At 41.5% G+C, this 15,889-nt stretch carries 17 protein-coding genes; 1 reads left to right on the top strand and 16 read right to left on the bottom strand.

What is annotated here, in order from left to right:
* Positions 1 to 49: 49 nt before the first annotated feature.
* From sdaAB to GOP56_RS09110, 11 genes are all read right to left on the bottom strand, one after another.
* A complete protein-coding gene (gene sdaAB / locus GOP56_RS09060; protein ID WP_003336805.1) occupies positions 50 to 715 on the bottom strand; it encodes an L-serine ammonia-lyase, iron-sulfur-dependent subunit beta in 666 nt (221 codons plus the stop codon).
* 93 nt (positions 716 to 808) lie between these two features.
* Positions 809 to 1,966 carry a Ger(x)C family spore germination protein gene (locus GOP56_RS09065; RefSeq protein ID WP_163245406.1) on the bottom strand — a complete coding sequence of 386 codons (1,158 nt, stop codon included), beginning with the start codon at positions 1,964 to 1,966 and terminating at the stop codon, positions 809 to 811.
* Entirely contained in the window at positions 1,950 to 3,059 is a 1,110-nt protein-coding gene (locus tag GOP56_RS09070; RefSeq protein ID WP_163245407.1) for a GerAB/ArcD/ProY family transporter, read from the bottom strand. Before GOP56_RS09070 ends, GOP56_RS09065 begins: the two co-directional genes overlap by 17 nt.
* Positions 3,043 to 4,593 (bottom strand): spore germination protein, encoded by a 1,551-nt coding sequence (locus tag GOP56_RS09075; RefSeq protein WP_003336802.1) that lies wholly within the window; start codon positions 4,591 to 4,593, stop codon positions 3,043 to 3,045. The genes GOP56_RS09070 and GOP56_RS09075 overlap by 17 nt, the downstream gene beginning before the upstream one ends.
* A gap of 326 nt (positions 4,594 to 4,919) precedes the next feature.
* Positions 4,920 to 5,657, bottom strand: a complete 738-nt coding sequence (locus tag GOP56_RS09080; protein ID WP_101668719.1) for a YheC/YheD family protein — start codon at positions 5,655 to 5,657, stop codon at positions 4,920 to 4,922.
* Entirely contained in the window at positions 5,657 to 6,784 is a 1,128-nt protein-coding gene (locus GOP56_RS09085; protein WP_174250664.1) for a 2-aminoethylphosphonate aminotransferase, read from the bottom strand. Before GOP56_RS09085 ends, GOP56_RS09080 begins: the two co-directional genes overlap by 1 nt.
* Positions 6,784 to 7,947 (bottom strand): phosphonopyruvate decarboxylase, encoded by a 1,164-nt coding sequence (aepY, locus tag GOP56_RS09090; protein WP_163245408.1) that lies wholly within the window; start codon positions 7,945 to 7,947, stop codon positions 6,784 to 6,786. Before aepY ends, GOP56_RS09085 begins: the two co-directional genes overlap by 1 nt.
* A gap of 20 nt (positions 7,948 to 7,967) precedes the next feature.
* Positions 7,968 to 8,855, bottom strand: a complete 888-nt coding sequence (gene aepX / locus GOP56_RS09095; protein WP_003336797.1) for a phosphoenolpyruvate mutase — start codon at positions 8,853 to 8,855, stop codon at positions 7,968 to 7,970.
* A 253-nt stretch (positions 8,856 to 9,108) separates the two neighbouring features.
* Positions 9,109 to 9,966 carry a DegV family protein gene (locus GOP56_RS09100; RefSeq protein ID WP_003336796.1) on the bottom strand — a complete coding sequence of 286 codons (858 nt, stop codon included), beginning with the start codon at positions 9,964 to 9,966 and terminating at the stop codon, positions 9,109 to 9,111.
* 18 nt (positions 9,967 to 9,984) lie between these two features.
* Complete coding sequence (locus GOP56_RS09105) at positions 9,985 to 11,712, bottom strand: DAK2 domain-containing protein (protein WP_163245409.1); 1,728 nt, start codon at positions 11,710 to 11,712, stop codon at positions 9,985 to 9,987.
* A gap of 12 nt (positions 11,713 to 11,724) precedes the next feature.
* The gene (locus tag GOP56_RS09110) at positions 11,725 to 12,090 is read right to left on the bottom strand and encodes an Asp23/Gls24 family envelope stress response protein (protein WP_003336793.1); all 366 of its coding nucleotides are present in this window, start codon (positions 12,088 to 12,090) and stop codon (positions 11,725 to 11,727) included.
* 229 nt (positions 12,091 to 12,319) lie between these two features.
* Here GOP56_RS09110 and rpmB point away from each other — a divergent pair, with 229 nt between their 5' ends.
* A complete protein-coding gene (gene rpmB, locus GOP56_RS09115) occupies positions 12,320 to 12,508 on the top strand; it encodes a 50S ribosomal protein L28 (RefSeq protein WP_003341540.1) in 189 nt (62 codons plus the stop codon).
* 280 nt (positions 12,509 to 12,788) lie between these two features.
* On the opposite strand, the gene spoVM is transcribed toward rpmB, so the two are convergent.
* The 5 genes from spoVM to GOP56_RS09135 form a co-directional block, all read right to left on the bottom strand.
* Positions 12,789 to 12,875, bottom strand: coding sequence for a stage V sporulation protein SpoVM (gene spoVM, locus GOP56_RS09120; RefSeq protein WP_035292591.1), 87 nt, complete (start codon positions 12,873 to 12,875; stop codon positions 12,789 to 12,791).
* A gap of 23 nt (positions 12,876 to 12,898) precedes the next feature.
* The gene (locus tag GOP56_RS23355) at positions 12,899 to 13,075 is read right to left on the bottom strand and encodes a hypothetical protein (protein WP_022584347.1); all 177 of its coding nucleotides are present in this window, start codon (positions 13,073 to 13,075) and stop codon (positions 12,899 to 12,901) included.
* Between the two features lie 226 nt (positions 13,076 to 13,301).
* Entirely contained in the window at positions 13,302 to 14,018 is a 717-nt protein-coding gene (locus GOP56_RS09125; RefSeq protein ID WP_031309002.1) for a thiamine diphosphokinase, read from the bottom strand.
* A gap of 459 nt (positions 14,019 to 14,477) precedes the next feature.
* Positions 14,478 to 15,200, bottom strand: a complete 723-nt coding sequence (locus GOP56_RS09130) for an amino acid ABC transporter ATP-binding protein (RefSeq protein ID WP_031413565.1) — start codon at positions 15,198 to 15,200, stop codon at positions 14,478 to 14,480.
* Positions 15,193 to 15,852, bottom strand: coding sequence for an amino acid ABC transporter permease (locus tag GOP56_RS09135; RefSeq protein ID WP_031309001.1), 660 nt, complete (start codon positions 15,850 to 15,852; stop codon positions 15,193 to 15,195). The genes GOP56_RS09130 and GOP56_RS09135 overlap by 8 nt, the downstream gene beginning before the upstream one ends.
* Positions 15,853 to 15,889 lie beyond the last annotated feature (37 nt).

The following is a 15,889-nucleotide window of genomic DNA, read 5'->3' on the forward strand; positions in this document are numbered from 1 at the left end:
TAAAGGGCTTTATTTTTCACGACAATATCCAATTAAAAGCAGCTCCAAGCTACACAGTAGGTAGCAGCAATACCTGCTCAATGGACGACAGTTTTTCCATCTCCTGTATTGTAGCCTGATCAACCAGCGTATCTAGCTCAATGATCATGAGAGCTAAACTGCCTCGCTCCCGTCGTGATACCTCCATAAAGCCAATATTGACACGATGCTCAGCCAAAACCTCGGACACCTTAGCAATCATACCGAAACGATCCTCATGGAAAACCAATAATGTAGGAGCGCTTGCTGACAATGTTAATTGAAACCCATTGATTTCAGTAATCAGCATTTTGCCCCCGCCAATGGAAATTCCAACAATCTCTACACTATCCTGCTCATCTGAGAGCTTAATCCGAGACGTATTCGGATGCTCCGTCTGTAGCTCTGAGGTAGTAAGGATCACTTCAATTCCAAAGTCTTTGGCTATTTGGATGGAATCTTTTAATCGTAAGTCACTTGTATCAAAATCAAGGATTCCTGCCACAGTCGCTACATCTGAACCATGACCCTGATAGGTTTTTGCAAAAGAACCATAGAACGTGATTTCCGCCTTCTTTGGTTGCCTCCCAAATAAAGTGCGAGCAACGCGTCCAATTCGAGCCGCTCCGGCTGTATGTGAACTGGATGGCCCAACCATCACCGGTCCAATAATATCGAAAACGCTTTTAAATTTCATTTGAGCAGCCCTCGCTCTCCCAAAAGTCTCGTACACCTTATTGTATCGTAGGTTAGGGAAATCGGCTACTTCTAAAAACACATGTTAGTCAATCTATTCGATTACTCCTCGGCTTTCTATATTGATAGTCGGCAGGATATTCACCCGTGCTTTTGAAAATTGAGCAGGCCACTGATCTTGGATTTTTTTCCAATGCGGATACTGATACGCTCTTGCATACCATCCAAACCCGAATGGGTCCAATTTTTTTTGTTGTACCTTTTTTATGAGCGTCTCCATTTCAGTTTTCATTTTATTTTCTATGAAATGTGCCAGCTTATCCTTTTCTTTTTCCAAATCAATCGGTAAGGTTCGTTCAATAACTCGGACGTCCATTTCCAGATGAACCGTAAAAACAAATTGATTATCCTGATAGGAGGTTTCTATCTTTGGTTTTAATCGTTGAATATTCACTGTCACAAAGCCTTCCTTTTTCGCTTTACCTGATGACTGACCTTGCGAAAACGAAGCTGTTGGAACTGCTATGGTATAAGAGATCGGAATTTTGGCTTTCCGCTGTAGCATTAGCAGATACAAATTCTCTCGACGATTCAAGGACAATTGCTGTCTTCCTTCTTTGTCTAAGAGAGCCGCTCCCAATACGACGATCCCATTCTTATCTTTTTTTACCTCCGCGATAGCCGGTGTGATTCCCTTGTCATATAGCAATGTATGAAATTTTTGAAGAGTAGTTTCTATCCCTTGATTAAGCTTGGCACTATTTTGAAGAGAATCTGTAATATAGCGAGGCAGGATGGATTTATCCGGGAAATTACTATTTACAAGATCAGACATGGAGCCTTTAACTCCTACCATCACCATATTCGCCACATTTTTAGAATCACGAAAGGATACATCCAGATCAGGAACAATTCCCTCCTTTAACATTGCCTCCCCGAACAGTAGAACCTGTACTTTTCCTACAACTACCTGTCCTTGAGCCACACTGTTGAACACGTCCTTCGCTTGGCGAACAGTGTGTGCTTTTGCTCCATAGACAGCATATTTCTTTTTTGCATCTTTATCAAAGATCGGACTCATTTCATAGACTAGTATTTGGTTGTCAGGGGTCCGATCCATGGCATAAATCAGCGCTAAATTAATATCCTCCACAAGAACCTGATCTCCACAGCCGCTTAAGCCGAACAAACAGGCACATGCACCCATGCAGCTCAGTAGCTGTGACACTTTACTTTTACCCCGCTTTTTCATTTAACTGTCGCCCCCTCCATCGGCTAACCAACATGGTATACAATAAAAAGAGTACTGGAAACGCAAATACCGTGTAGTAGCCCATCCATTCCCACGAATTCTTCCAAAACGTAATACCTGTATACGATGGCTGATAAAACAGGTAGCTAAGCGCATAGATAAGTAAGATAGTGTAAGGCATCTGCCAATCCGTTTTATGAAACAGTTGCGAAATATTCTCCATCGCGAAAAAGAAGTAAGGGATGACAGACGTGGAAAAAATAAAGATATAAAAGGAAAGATAAACGATCTCAAAACGCTCGAGAAAAGAAAACCGAACCGGCTTGACCAAGGTGAGCGTAGGCCAAATAAATTTTGTAATTTCATCAGGGCTAAAAAAGGTAAAGCAGCTAAACGTAATTTGCAAATAGACGAGCAGCGTAATTGTATTTGCAATGATGACCCCTTTGACTGCTTGCTTTTTATTCTCCAAATAAGGATAAAACAAAAAGATCCATTCAAAGCCTAAGAACGCTAATACCGTTGTTTTCACTCCATGTAAGATAGGCATCCAGCCCTCTTTAAACACTGGCAACAAGAAAGTAAGATGACCATCCTTTAATGAGAACAGCAAAATTAAAGGCATCCACAAAGTAAAGAAAAATACGAACACCTGATATCGGCAAATTAGGCGAATGCCTCCTCTTAGACCAATGTAAGTACAGAGGAGAAAGAGAGCAACTATCAGAGATGTCATTGTATTAGGCAATACCCATTCTTTTATAATATAGATGCTCGTATAAAAGATCGTGATAGCCCCAAGCAAGGAATATAGAATCCAGACCACCATGATTGATTTCCCCAAAAAGGAGCCTACATAGTAAATCAACACATCGAGCATCGTTTTATTTGGATGCTTAGACATAATCCCGATGATGCAAAGACTGATAATCATCGTACACAAGTATCCGATAATAATAGAAATCCACCCATCAGTGCCAGCTACACGAGCCAAATCTGCTGGTAGATTCAAGATGCTAGTACCTACCTCAATTCCGCTGATCGTTAAAATAAATTGCAGGAGAGAAATTTTCCGATCACTCAATTTTCTCATGATGTTCACCATTCCCTCTGCCATTGTCTCCCTGTCGATCAACCTGCTTTGGCTTGAGCTCGATTGGCCGTTTCTTCATCATCCACACTGGTAAACGAATGAAGGTATCTTTTAGTTCAGAAAAATGCAAGGGTGAAAAGGAAGCACCATATGGTGTACCTAACGATTCCAGTGAGAGCAGATGCAGAATAACGAGCATAAGCCCCCAAATGATACCCACCATTCCAAATAAAGAAGCAGCCACCATCATAGGAAACCGAATCATACGAACTCCAGCCGACATCTCCAAATTTGGAATGATAAAGGAAGCAATCGCTGTCAAAGCAACTACAATCACCATGATATTACTGACCAACCCAGCTGATACTGCCGCTTGCCCTATAACGATACCGCCTACAATACCAATGGTTTGTCCAATAGGAGCTGGCAATCGTAATCCGGCTTCACGGAGCATTTCCAACACCATTTCCATAATAAATGCCTCAAGAATTGGCGGGAGCGGCACTCTTTCACGCGATTCTCCAATCGTCAAAAGCAAGGGAAGCGGTATCAATTCATAATGAAACGATACAGAAGCAATATAGATCGCAGGAGCCAATATTGCGATAAAAAAAGCAACAAAACGCAACAGGCGAATAAAAGAAGCAGCAAACCATCGAACACTATAATCATCTACGGTTTGAAAATATGAAAAAAAGGTCATGGGAGCCACTAACACTCCCGGTGACCGATCCATGATGATGACGACTCTACCTTGCAGAATATGGGAAGCTGCTGTATCTGGACGCTCTGTCATAGAGAATTGAGGAAAAGGAGTAAATGCTCGATCCTCCAAATATCCTTCTAGTTCTCCTGTATTTAAAATAATATCGACTGTAAGCGACTCCAATCTTTTTTCAAGCTCGTCCAAAATCTGAGGATTCGTCACATCCTCCAAATACAAGAGTGATACTTTTGCTCCACCGCGTTCTCCAATGGTATGTTCCTTAACCTTTAGCTCCCTGCTAGGAATGTAGCGCCGAATCATAGAAATATTGGCATTCGCTGTCTCGATAAATCCCTGGTGAGCACTTTTAATCGCTGATTCAATCTGCGGCTCCTGAATAGCACGCTGAGGCCAGCCTTGAGCCTCTATAAGAAAAGCCTGAGGAAACCCATCCATAAATATAATGCAGCAACCATGAAACAAGGACTCCTCAATCTCAGCCCATAAATTAATTTGTTTGATTTTGCCTACAAATAATACAGATTCCATTTGTTCAGGATATACGGTTTCAGCAACCAACAAGGGATGAACAATATCTCGATTCACAATGGTTTTGTCAATCAAACCATCTAAATAAACCAATAGTGCCTTCTCTCCTGTTTTTAAAGGAAGCTCACGCATAGTCAAATCCGGAATTCCAGAGAATTTCTTCTCTAATTGATTCAAATTGCTATACATCGAAGAGTCAATACAGGCAGAATCTGAAGTCTGGCTTCCCCCTGCCTTCTGTCCCTGTCTGGTTGTCCAATATCGTTGGAAGAATGACATGACCTCACCTTTTTATTCAATGTGAACCTCTGCGTTCCAGTTTGCTGTTGTAGCCTGTATATGTATGGTTTGCCAAAAAGGGAATAGAGATTCTCATATAAAGGGAAAAAACAATAACGAAATATCCCGAACATTAAAAATGAATAGGATTCCATAGGCGCACCTGCTACGTCAGCTTGTCTTAGCATACTTTAATATCCCAGCAAAATAGGTAACCAACGTGACAACCATTCATTCATAAAAGATTGCCACGTTTACGTTACAAGAACCTTACTATTCTAATATGATCCATTGAAAAACCGATCCTTTACTTCCAAAGTCCCTACTTATCTACCCTTTTGATATGCCAAAATTCGATACACCATAGCTTTATCACCCAGCTTGCGGAAGTGAGAAATAGCCGGATAATGATTTGTTTCAATAATCCATACCTTCCCCTTCTTATCCAATCCCATATCCATTCCATAGGTACGATGCGATGGAAATGCTACTCTTAGCCTTTTTGCGGACATTAAAGCCACCTGTTTAACATTAGAGAGGAGAAGTTGATTCGAATGATTTTTAAGTGATGATTTTTGAAGTGCCCTTTGAACGTGCAGCATCTTTCCTTTACTCCTAGTATTATTGGTGACGAAATAACCTTTGCCAGCTACTTTAGCTGCTTTGGCAGTAACTTTCCACGAATCAGAATATCTTCTGCGCTGTACAATGATCCGCATATCAAAAGGACGTTTACGGATTGTAGCAAGGGAAATTCGCCGTTGAATCATATAAGCAGTCGATCTTATCTTTTTTTTGATGTAGCGATAAGTCTGTTTTTTCCCTTTGATGGTCTTCCTTTTATTTTCACTGTGTATATTGAATTTCCGATCCCCTAGTGAAGATACTTGAATGACGCCCGCCCCTCCCCTTCCCCTGACAGGCTTTAGAATCACCTTTCCATACCGATTAATCAAATCCCAAAAGGCGCTTTTTGACATCCGTTGTGTTTCCGGCAAGTACGGTGCTAAACTTTTTGATCGTTTTAAAAATAAATATTTTGACCATTTATTTCTTGCTCTCATTAGGCATCTTCCTTTGCAAAAGGATAACCAATGGCTTGTAAATAACTTTCTAGGATACTCAAAAAATCCTCAATATCCTTATAGGTAATATCCCCAATATTTGCCACCCTAAATGTTTTTGAATCTGCAAATTTCCCAGGATAAATGGTAAAGCCTTGATCGTACAAATAATCGTGCATTTCATTGAAATTGTATCCGCTACAATCAGGCTCAATGATGGAAGTAATGATTTTGGAATGATGCTCCTTTGGAATAATATAATTCAAATGAAGCCTATCCATGCCTTTGATTAATGTTTCCCACGATTTCACATATCTTTGGTATCTTCTCTCTACCCCCTCTTCTTTCAATTCGTCGATCGCTTGCTTTAGTGCATAGAAGGTCTGAACAGGAGGAGTAAAACGCATTTGACGGGACTCACAAAAAAACTGATATTGTTCATAGAGGTGTAGGTAATAATTTTTGGGCTTATTATCCCGGATACGTTCCAATTTCTTTCGATTGGCAACGACAAATGCGACACCTGCAAAACCCTGTAGATTTTTATTAGAGCTTGCAGCCAAAAAACTGATATTCATTTTGTCCATTTGAATGGGAACGGCCGCATATGAGCTCATTGCATCCACAATCATATCAATATGATATTTTTCGCAAATGGCTCCAATCGCTTCAAGATTGTTTAAAAGACCAGTAGACGTTTCGTTGTGAACTACGGCTAGGTGGGAGATTTTTTGGCAGGAATTTTTGATCGTGTTTTCTAGTGCAACTAAATCGATTCCATCATCGTGAGGACTAGTGAATTCGAGGAGGGGCAGATTATAGGCTTTGGCAATTTCACATATGCGTTTTCCGTACGCACCATTGTTAATGACAAGTACAGCATCATCGCGCACAACAGAACTAATAATAGCTTCAACAGCTGCTGTACCGGAACCGCTAAACAAGACCGTCGTGTAATCCTTCGTATCAGCAACCAACTGGGTAAGCTCTGTAGATACATATTCCAATAGGTTACCAAATTCTGTTTCACGAGGACAAATATCAGGAACTACTTGGGCGTATTTCACACTATCCGTTGTTGTGGCGGGACCGGGATTCAATAAAATATTTCTCTTCACGATCTGCATCAGATATCCCCCTTTCCAAAATGGGATACATTGTTACTTGCAAACGCCTGGAGCCTCTCTTTTACTTCATAAGGCTTTATTTTAGGGCGACCAAGCTGCTCCAAGGAACCTTTGGCAATTCTCAAATAGAGAAAAGTAAGTCCTTTCGTTTGTTTCCATTCTCGAATGGAGGCTTCCAATTCCTTCAAGCTGTGAATGTAGGTGGATGTCAGATACCCGCAGGCGGAAGCAATTTCTACAAAATCAATCGTATGTGATACTGTGCTTTGTCCACCCGTAGAATCGTGGGCATGATTGTCGAGTAGAATATGGAGCATATTGTCTGGAGCATAGTACCCGTTTGTAGCCAGACTCCCCATACGCATCAGCATGGAACCGTCCCCGTCAATGACAACAATCTCTTTATCCTTTTTGGTTAGGGCTAGACCGAGTCCTAGAGAGCTAATGCATCCCATAGAGCCAACCATGTATAAATTATTGTTAGCATCTTCAATTTCATACAGTTCCCGTCCCGTTTTTCCAGTTGTGGCAAGCTGAATTGTTTGACTATCTTTTAGTGCGTTAATAACCTCCAACGCTTCTGAACGTTTTGGAACAGCATCCTGTTTATTTTTTTGCTTTTTATATAGATTGCCTTTCCCAGAAGGCTCTTGATTGAACAGCTTAACCTTTTCAAAGGTTTTCTTTCTGACAACAAAGAAAAAAGACTGATTCGCTTCCACATATTCATTAGCTCGGTTAATCTGCTCCTTCGCTTCTTCTATATCGACCGATAAAAATTCCCATTTTACTTGCATTAAATCCAGAAGCTGTGTCGTTATTTTGCCCATTAATTCATGCTGTGGCTCATCTTGAATCCCTTCTTCTCCTCTCAAACTGACAAATCCAAGAACTGGAAGGCGAAAAGGATAATTGAGTGATACTAAAGGGGAAACAGCATTGGTCAGACCGGAATTTTGCATAAAAACAACTGCCTTTTCTCCTCCTAACGCTACTCCAGATGAGATAGCTATAGCTTCGCCTTCATTGGTAGCCCCCACATACGTACATTCATTTTTGACATAGTTGATAAAATCCTTTAGAAACGAACAAGGAACTCCACAGTAAAATTGGAATCCCCGCTTTCTCAATTCATTAACAAACAGATTCGTATTTAGCACCATTAATCATCCTTTTTTTACATCTAGGATTTAAGTCCGTTTGCAGGGAGATATTTCTTTTCCGCTTCCTTTAATTCATCCGCATTCTGTAGATGGAACACATCGTCTAACGTTGCCAAATTCTCTTCCACCTGAATGAGGCTTTTCTGTTCAAAAATTTGCTTCGAGGTTTGCTGCATAGCAACAATTGAAGATCTCAGATTGTGATTCGCCCAGATGACCATACTCACACCCAATTCTTCAAATTTGTCCACCGGTGTTTTGTAATATTTAGTCGGTACGATCACAATAGGATGTCTAAACGCCCATTCTTTCATGAAAGCATCAATTTCTGTGACATCGGATCTTTTACTGTGGATCAGAATAGCATCTGCTCCCGCTTGTCGATAAGCTTCAGCTCTTTGTAAGGATTCTTCTAGCCCCCACCCTGCAATGAATGCCTCTACTCTTGCCACAACAACAAAATCCTCATCTGTTTGACTATCCTTCATCGCTTTAATCTTTCCACAGAACTCATCAATATTGGCAAGCGGTTGCATTTCACTTTTGATAAACGAATTGGTTTTTGGAAAAAGCTTATCTTCAATGCATACACCCGCTATGCTCCTTTGCTCTAATTTTTTTACCAATCTCCTTGCATTATTGAAGTTTCCATAACCCGTATCGCCATCTAGCAAAATTGGTACAGAAGTAGCATCACTCATAAACTCTAATACATCTAGCACTTGGGTCCAGGACGCCTCATTGTTGTCCCTCACACCCAGCGAAGCCGAAATGGTCAAACCACTAGCCCAAATCCCTTTAAAGCCACAATTCTCTGCAATTTTGCCTGATAATCCGTTATGAGCTTCCATTAAAAATTCAATTTCTTCAGAACGAATAAGCTGCTTTAATCGTGTTGTTTTTTTCATAAGGACCTCCATTCCATTTGGAGTCTAACTATTTTTTATCTTTATCTTATGAATAATTATAGGGCGTGTGCCAAAATGTTTCGTTTATAATGCTTTCATCATATGCTCATCTGCTGGATATCAACCCCCCTCTTATTTGTACGAATGCAAAACAAAAACACCTTACCTAATCGCTATTTGCACGATTCAAGCAAGGTGTCCCTTATTCTCTTGATTTTTCGTGAACCTTTATTCACAAAATGTTGTGTTACTCCTACTCTTTTACCATTGCGCAGGCAATTCCGCCTGGTCCAATATGTGCTCCGATAACAGGACCAATTTCGGATATATAGGTTTCAATTACCTGGAATTCCTGAGCGACCCGCTCTTTTAACGACTTTGCTTCTTCTAGCGCATTTGCATGCAGAATGGCTACCTTTACTCTTGCATCGGCAGCATAGGATTTTAGTTCATTCAGCATCCTAGCCACTGCTTTTTTATTGCCGCGTACCTTGTCAAAGGCATACACAGCACCATTTGCATCTAGCGACAGGATCGGCTTAATGTTTAAAAGCGAACCAATAAATGCGGAAGCGCGACCGATTCGACCGCCTTTTTGTAAAAACTCCAAAGTGTCGATGATAAAGAAATTCTGCATTTGCTGAATCATCCGGTCCACTTCATCCAGAATTTGTTGTTTAGAGCATCCTGCACGCGCCATTTTAGCTGCTTCAACAACAAGGAGTCCCTCAAACATAGCACCCTTCTTCGAGTCAATAATCGTCAAGTCTAGGTCTTGTTCGAGCATTCCCTTGCCAATAACAGCAGATTGGTACGTACCCGATAACTGACTGGACAACAAAATAGCAATGATGCAAACATCCGCACCATGCTTCTCACTAATTTCTTGGAATTTTTGAGAGAACTCTACTGGTGATGGCTGAGATGTTCTTGGAAATACGTCGGACGAACGTAAACGCTCAAAAAACTCAGCAGAGCGTATAGTGATTCCATCCAGAAAGGTTTCAGCACCAAAGCTCACCTTCAAAGGAACGATCTCAATACCTAGCTCTGTAATCAGAGCTGGATCAATATCTGACGCACTATCCGTAACAATTACAATAGGTGACAACGTAACATTACTCCTCTCCTACTCGACAGCAAAAATGAAAGGATAAAGTGGTTGTCTACCAGAAAGGATCTCAACTTCCACATCCTCAAATAAATCCGCTAGCATTTCCTCTAGTAGGGCCCCCTGCTCTTCGGAAGCACCTTCACCATAGATAATTGTAACCAGCCCTGTCTCTTCATCTACCATGTTTTTCAAAAGCTCCATAGCACTGTCCATCATGTCTGCTTGTGCTGTAATGATGGTTCCTTCGTTGATTCCAATAAAGTCACCCTCTGCAATTTCGACATCCCCCATTTTGGTATCTCGAACCGCATGCGTAACCAGCCCTGTTTTTACCTGCTCCAGCGCTTTTGCCATCATTTCTTTATTGCTCTCTAATTCTTCTCCGCCATTAAATGCTACCAACGCTGCCATCCCTTGTGGCACACTCTTCGTCGGTACAACAGCAACAGGTACACTTGCCAATACAGCCGCCTGTTGTGCAGCCATGATGATGTTTTTATTATTTGGCAGGATAATCATTTTTTCAGCGTGAAGCTCTTCAATAGCCTTTACGAAGTCTTCGGTACTTGGATTCATGGTTTGTCCACCTTGAACCACTACTTGTACTCCTAAGCTTTGGAAAATCTCCGCGATTCCGTCTCCTGCTGCTACCGCAATAATTCCATAAGGTACTGGGAGCTCTTGCTCATCTTTGATTGCTATAGATGCTGATTCAGCCTGTACTTCTTCAGAAGTCACGTGAGCTGTTTCTTCACGCAGGATATTGGAATGCTGTTCACGCATATTATCAATTTTAATTCGATGCAGTGAACCGAATTGCTGTGCATAGTTAAGCACATTTCCTGGGTGTTCAGCGTGAATATGTACTTTTATGACATCCTCATCAGATACAACCAGCAATGAATCTCCCATTGTATCTAATTGCGCACGGAACGTGGCTTCAGCAAAAGGCTTTTTATTCGCTTCTGTACTTCCAGTCAGATACACCATGAACTCCGTGCAATATCCATACAGAATGTCTTCTGTTTTTAATTGAGATTGAGCGCTATGCTTCTCTTCAACCAGATCACTCATATTCTGTAACGTAGTAGCTTTGCCAGGCATCTGTTTTTGCTCAACAGCCTTCTCACCATGCAAGGAACGAACAAAGCCCTCGTAGATGTAAACCAACCCTTGCCCACCGGAGTCAACAACGCCTACCTCTTTTAAAACAGGCAGATATTCAGGGGTTTGGCTTAGAGTAAGCTTTGCCTGTTCAAAGGTTTTGTCCATCACAGTAAGGATGTCATCCGTCGTGCGAGAGATTTTAACAGCCATTTCAGCAGCTTCACGTGCTACCGTAAGAACAGTACCCTCTACTGGTTTCATTACCGCCTGATATGCTGTATCCACGCCCATTTTTAATGCATCTGCAAACGTGCGAGCATCGATGGTTTCCTTACCTGCCACCACCTTGCTAAATCCACGGAATAATTGAGACAAAATAACACCTGAGTTTCCGCGGGCCCCCATTAAAAGTCCTTTTGCCAACGCCTGAGCTGAATTACCGATGTGTGCAGACTCTTTACGGGAAAGCTCTTCTACACCAGCTGTAAACGTAAGATTCATATTTGTACCAGTATCGCCATCTGGAACAGGGAACACGTTTAAAGCATCTACTATTTTGTAGTTCGTATGCAGGTTATTGGCGCCTAGATAAACCATCTGACTAAATTGCACGCCATCAAGACGCTTGTGTACCACTACTTTTCCTCCTTACAGTTCACGGTCTGTTCTGACCCCTTGGACATATATATTAATCGCCGATACCTCGACTCCTAGCGTTTGTTCGAGTGTATATCGCACACGGCTCTGCACATTGCCAGCCACTTCAGAAATCTTTGTACCATAGCTCACAATAATATGCAAATCTAAGCTAACATCGTTATTCTCATTGCGAACAACAACGCCTTTACTCAAATTATCCTTTTTTAGAAGTTCTGCAATTCCGTCCTTTAATGCTTTACGGGAAGCCATACCCACCAATCCAAATACTTCCATGGCGGCCCCGCCAGCAATTCGAGCGATTACTTCCTCACTAACATCAATTTTTCCAAGAGGTGTATTCATTTCAACTGGCATTTCAGGTTCCTCCTTTTACAAAAGACCAATCCGTATAATGGTATATCTTGTACTTCACCCCATTCTACTATAAGTAAAGTGCGATTTGAAGGTTTTTTCATTTGTCGAAATAGCCACAGGGAATTTCCTGTCAAGTATTGCAATTGACAGCTTGCTATGATACTATGAATCAAGCTGTTCTTATGCCCGTATTGGGCTTGTTTAATAGCTTCAAGGGAGGTGGATGTAAATGTCACGTAAATGTTTTGTTACTGGAAAAACAGCGAAAGCTGGTAATGCGCGTTCTCACTCTATGCGTGCTAGCCGCCGTACTTGGGGTGTTAACGTTCAAAAAGTGCGCATCCTTGTTAACGGGAAACCAAAACGCGTTTATGTAAGCACTAGAGCTTTGAAATCTGGTCTTGTAACTCGCGTATAACTCAGCAAAGGCTGAGCTAGAAGCGAATCAATTTGTTTGGTTCGTCATAGAATGGGTCTGTCTGGTCTTTGACTAGATACGACAACGTTGCACTTACATGTAACATGTAAAAAAAGCACCTTTCTTGGGTGCTTTTTTTATTTACTATTATTATCCCCTAAGATGGGAATCATCATAAATACCAAGGCATCCACCTACCAAAAAATACAGGGTGAATGCCTGTTTAAAATGCTGATGGGCAATCGAATGTCGCCTCTCATCTGAGCCACATCCTCAGCGTTTACTTGGCTTTCTTATTGAAAGCTTCAATCATGGCGCGAACCATACCACCTAGAATTTTCGGCAACTTGATCGTATAGAAACGCATCTTGACCCCTCCTTACTCCGGAATTACTTGTGATGAAATAAAAACCAGCCTGTTGCTATGAGTGCTGTTCCCAAGATGGCATACCACACCCAGAGGGGCATCGTATTCAAAATGAGGATAAGTCCACCCACTCCAAAAATGACTCCGAGAACGCGCTTGATTGCCATCCCCTGCTTCACGTGAAACGAGCGAAAACTCATATCAGGTCGCACCCCCCTTAGGCTTATTCCGTAATAAAGCTATTACATACATATTCCGAAGAGGGTCAAACATATGTCCAGTATGCCGGGGAAAAATAGAAAAACTTCATCACGTAAGAACAGTACCTGCCTACCTGATATGTATATGCGTCCAAAGTTCATTTGTTGCTAGTTTTTCTAGAAAAATCAATAGCAGCAGGTAAGAATCCAAAGCCTGTGTAAAGATTTAACAATCTCGGGCTGCGATCACAAATAAATCCCCTGATGCACGTTCTATTTTGCCATATTCACTTGCCCATTCATTACTAATCCCAATAGAGGAGCCAAATGCAATAGTCGCATCGGTCAATGGATAAGCAAAGCCTGTTAAATAAATGCCGGTCACCTCCTGCGAAGCTGGCACTAAGGACAGAAATTCACCGGAGTGTCCGCGAAGATTGACGTTTGGAAAATGATCGGATAACAGCATGACACGATTTTGTCGATTAACAATCTCCATCCAGACACCTTCACGATGCGCTTTTTTTAACAGTGATAAATTGGCAAGCGAATGATCCAATCTACTACCTACCGCCCCATACATTATGATCTTGAAGCGATGATCTGGATATAAATGCACGACACCATCCTCGCTATCTAGTGTAGCACCCAAATCACGCAAATGCTCTCGTGCAGCCTCCATAGCGATCTCTACGGCAATTTCCGTGTCAGTGGCATTCTTCATGGCGGAGAACTTTTTAATAGCAATACCTGCCTCCTGAAGCAGTCTAAGCCCCTCTTCCTGAATGGTATCAAAATCCCCCACGGCAATATGCGGGATCATCCCTCCTTCTAGTAAAGCAATCGCTCCCCCGTCCACTCCGATTAATAAATCCTCTCTCTCCATCTGCGGCAGCATATCGAGGTCTCCACCTGTGCAAATATGTATAGTAAAATCAATCATTATGCTTACATTCCTTTCTCCAGTACGTGCCTCTTAGTAGTTTTTTTCATATCAAATTGTTTTAGCTCATTTAGGAAGCTACTCTATATTGTACGGTCGCTCCTAGGGGAAGTAAACGTAAGCCTAGTATAAAACCATTGAATTTATGTAGAATCTCAAACACTCGATTTCGTACTCTTTGTCCTCGACATGCTAAAATAAAAGGCCCTCTATGTTTCCTCCTTTATACAGAAGAATTCCATCTATATATACTATTATTCCCCCTTCATTCTATTTGTTTTCTAATCATACGCATACGGACAATATATCGGAATCCTAAAAATGTCTCATCAAAAATCACTACTTTGAATACTACATTACCAATGCATAAGCATGAATAAAATTGAGTTTCGACACGAAAAAAGGTGCTGTCCAATAGGGACAACACCTGCCTTTTACACTGCTTTTTATTTCGGCTTTTTATAATACTTTTTCCAAAAACTGACGGGCACGTTCACTTGTTGGATTTGTGAAAAACTCCTGCGGGGAGGCATCCTCAATTAACAACCCGCCATCCAAAAATAGTACACGATCTGCCACTTCACGAGCAAAGCCCATCTCATGTGTAACAATTGCCATTGTCATACCAGAGTTCGCCAGGCTTTTCATAACTTCTAAGACCTCTTTGACCATTTCTGGATCAAGAGCGGACGTGGGCTCATCAAAGAGCATAATCTCTGGTTCCATTGCTAAGGCTCGCGCAATCGCAACACGTTGCTTTTGCCCACCTGATAAGCTACTTGGATAGACACCTGCCTTATCAGCCAGCCCAACGCGTTCCAAAAGCTCCATTCCCTTTTTCTCCGCAACCGCCTTCGTTAATTTTTTTACCTTGATTGGTGCGTAGGTCAGGTTTTGCAGGACCGTCATATGTGGGAACAAATGAAAATGCTGAAACACCATTCCCACTTTCTGCCGAATCTCTTGGATGTTTCCCTTCGAGTTGGTAATATCCATCCCGTTGATCATTACTTGTCCCTTTGTAGGCTCCTCTAGCATATTCATGCAACGTAAGAATGTAGATTTGCCCGAACCAGATGGCCCAATAATAGCAACTACATCCCCTTTTTTAATGCTGGTACTGATTCCTTTCAGAACCTCCAGTTTCCCGTATGCTTTATGCAAATTTTCAATTTTAACCATTGCGACGCAGCCTCCGTTCTAGCCATGTAGACAGTAGCGTTAAAATCATAACCAAAATATAGTACTGTAAGCCTGCAAACACTAAAGGCTCAAAATAAATATACAATTGACCCTTGACGACATCTGCACGGCGCAAGATTTCCGCCACTCCAATAACGGATACTAAGGATGAGTCCTTAAGTAAGGTAATAAATTCATTCATAATGGCAGGTAAAATGTTACGAATCGCCTGAGGAAAAATAATATCCTTCATCATGCGAGAGTAAGGAACCCCTAATGCCTTAGCCGCTTCCCACTGCCCCTTGTCTACAGCCAAAATTCCAGCGCGCATGGTCTCTGACAAATAGGCTGCGGAATTCAAGCTAAAAGCGAGAACCCCAGCAAATAAAGCTGGAATCTGATAATCGGTTAATTGCGGAATTGCATAATAAATCAATAAGAGCTGAACCAGCAATGGTGTACCACGAAAAATACTTGTATAAAAAGCAGCAAATACCTGTAAAAATTTGCTGTTGGATATTTTGCATAGGGTTAGGATTGTGCCCAGAATAAATCCGAAAAAAACCGATAAAACCGTAAATTGTAAGGTAATTCCCATACCCTCTAGCATGTAGGGTATATGTGGTGTAAGCACTGAAAAATCTATTGGTATGCTTGTATTCATGTTTTATGTTCACCTCTGCTTCATC

The sequence above is a fragment of the Brevibacillus sp. 7WMA2 genome (genome assembly GCF_010748895.1).
GTDB lineage: Bacteria > Bacillota > Bacilli > Brevibacillales > Brevibacillaceae > Brevibacillus_B > Brevibacillus_B halotolerans.

Excerpts from the sequence above, each read along its gene's own strand:
- sdaAB (WP_003336805.1), bottom strand. The coding sequence starts at position 715 with ATGAAATTTAAAAGCGTTTTCGATATTATTGGACCGGTGATGGTTGGG.
- GOP56_RS09065 (WP_163245406.1), bottom strand. The coding sequence starts at position 1,966 with ATGAAAAAGCGGGGTAAAAGTAAAGTGTCACAGCTACTGAGCTGCATG.
- GOP56_RS09070 (WP_163245407.1), bottom strand. The coding sequence starts at position 3,059 with ATGAGAAAATTGAGTGATCGGAAAATTTCTCTCCTGCAATTTATTTTA.
- GOP56_RS09075 (WP_003336802.1), bottom strand. The coding sequence starts at position 4,593 with ATGTCATTCTTCCAACGATATTGGACAACCAGACAGGGACAGAAGGCA.
- GOP56_RS09080 (WP_101668719.1), bottom strand. The coding sequence starts at position 5,657 with ATGAGAGCAAGAAATAAATGGTCAAAATATTTATTTTTAAAACGATCA.
- GOP56_RS09085 (WP_174250664.1), bottom strand. The coding sequence starts at position 6,784 with ATGCAGATCGTGAAGAGAAATATTTTATTGAATCCCGGTCCCGCCACA.
- aepY (WP_163245408.1), bottom strand. The coding sequence starts at position 7,947 with ATGGTGCTAAATACGAATCTGTTTGTTAATGAATTGAGAAAGCGGGGA.
- aepX (WP_003336797.1), bottom strand. The coding sequence starts at position 8,855 with ATGAAAAAAACAACACGATTAAAGCAGCTTATTCGTTCTGAAGAAATT.
- GOP56_RS09110 (WP_003336793.1), bottom strand. The coding sequence starts at position 12,090 with ATGCCAGTTGAAATGAATACACCTCTTGGAAAAATTGATGTTAGTGAG.
- rpmB (WP_003341540.1), top strand. The coding sequence starts at position 12,320 with ATGTCACGTAAATGTTTTGTTACTGGAAAAACAGCGAAAGCTGGTAAT.
- spoVM (WP_035292591.1), bottom strand. The coding sequence starts at position 12,875 with ATGCGTTTCTATACGATCAAGTTGCCGAAAATTCTAGGTGGTATGGTT.
- GOP56_RS23355 (WP_022584347.1), bottom strand. The coding sequence starts at position 13,075 with ATGAGTTTTCGCTCGTTTCACGTGAAGCAGGGGATGGCAATCAAGCGC.
- GOP56_RS09125 (WP_031309002.1), bottom strand. The coding sequence starts at position 14,018 with ATGATTGATTTTACTATACATATTTGCACAGGTGGAGACCTCGATATG.
- GOP56_RS09130 (WP_031413565.1), bottom strand. The coding sequence starts at position 15,200 with ATGGTTAAAATTGAAAATTTGCATAAAGCATACGGGAAACTGGAGGTT.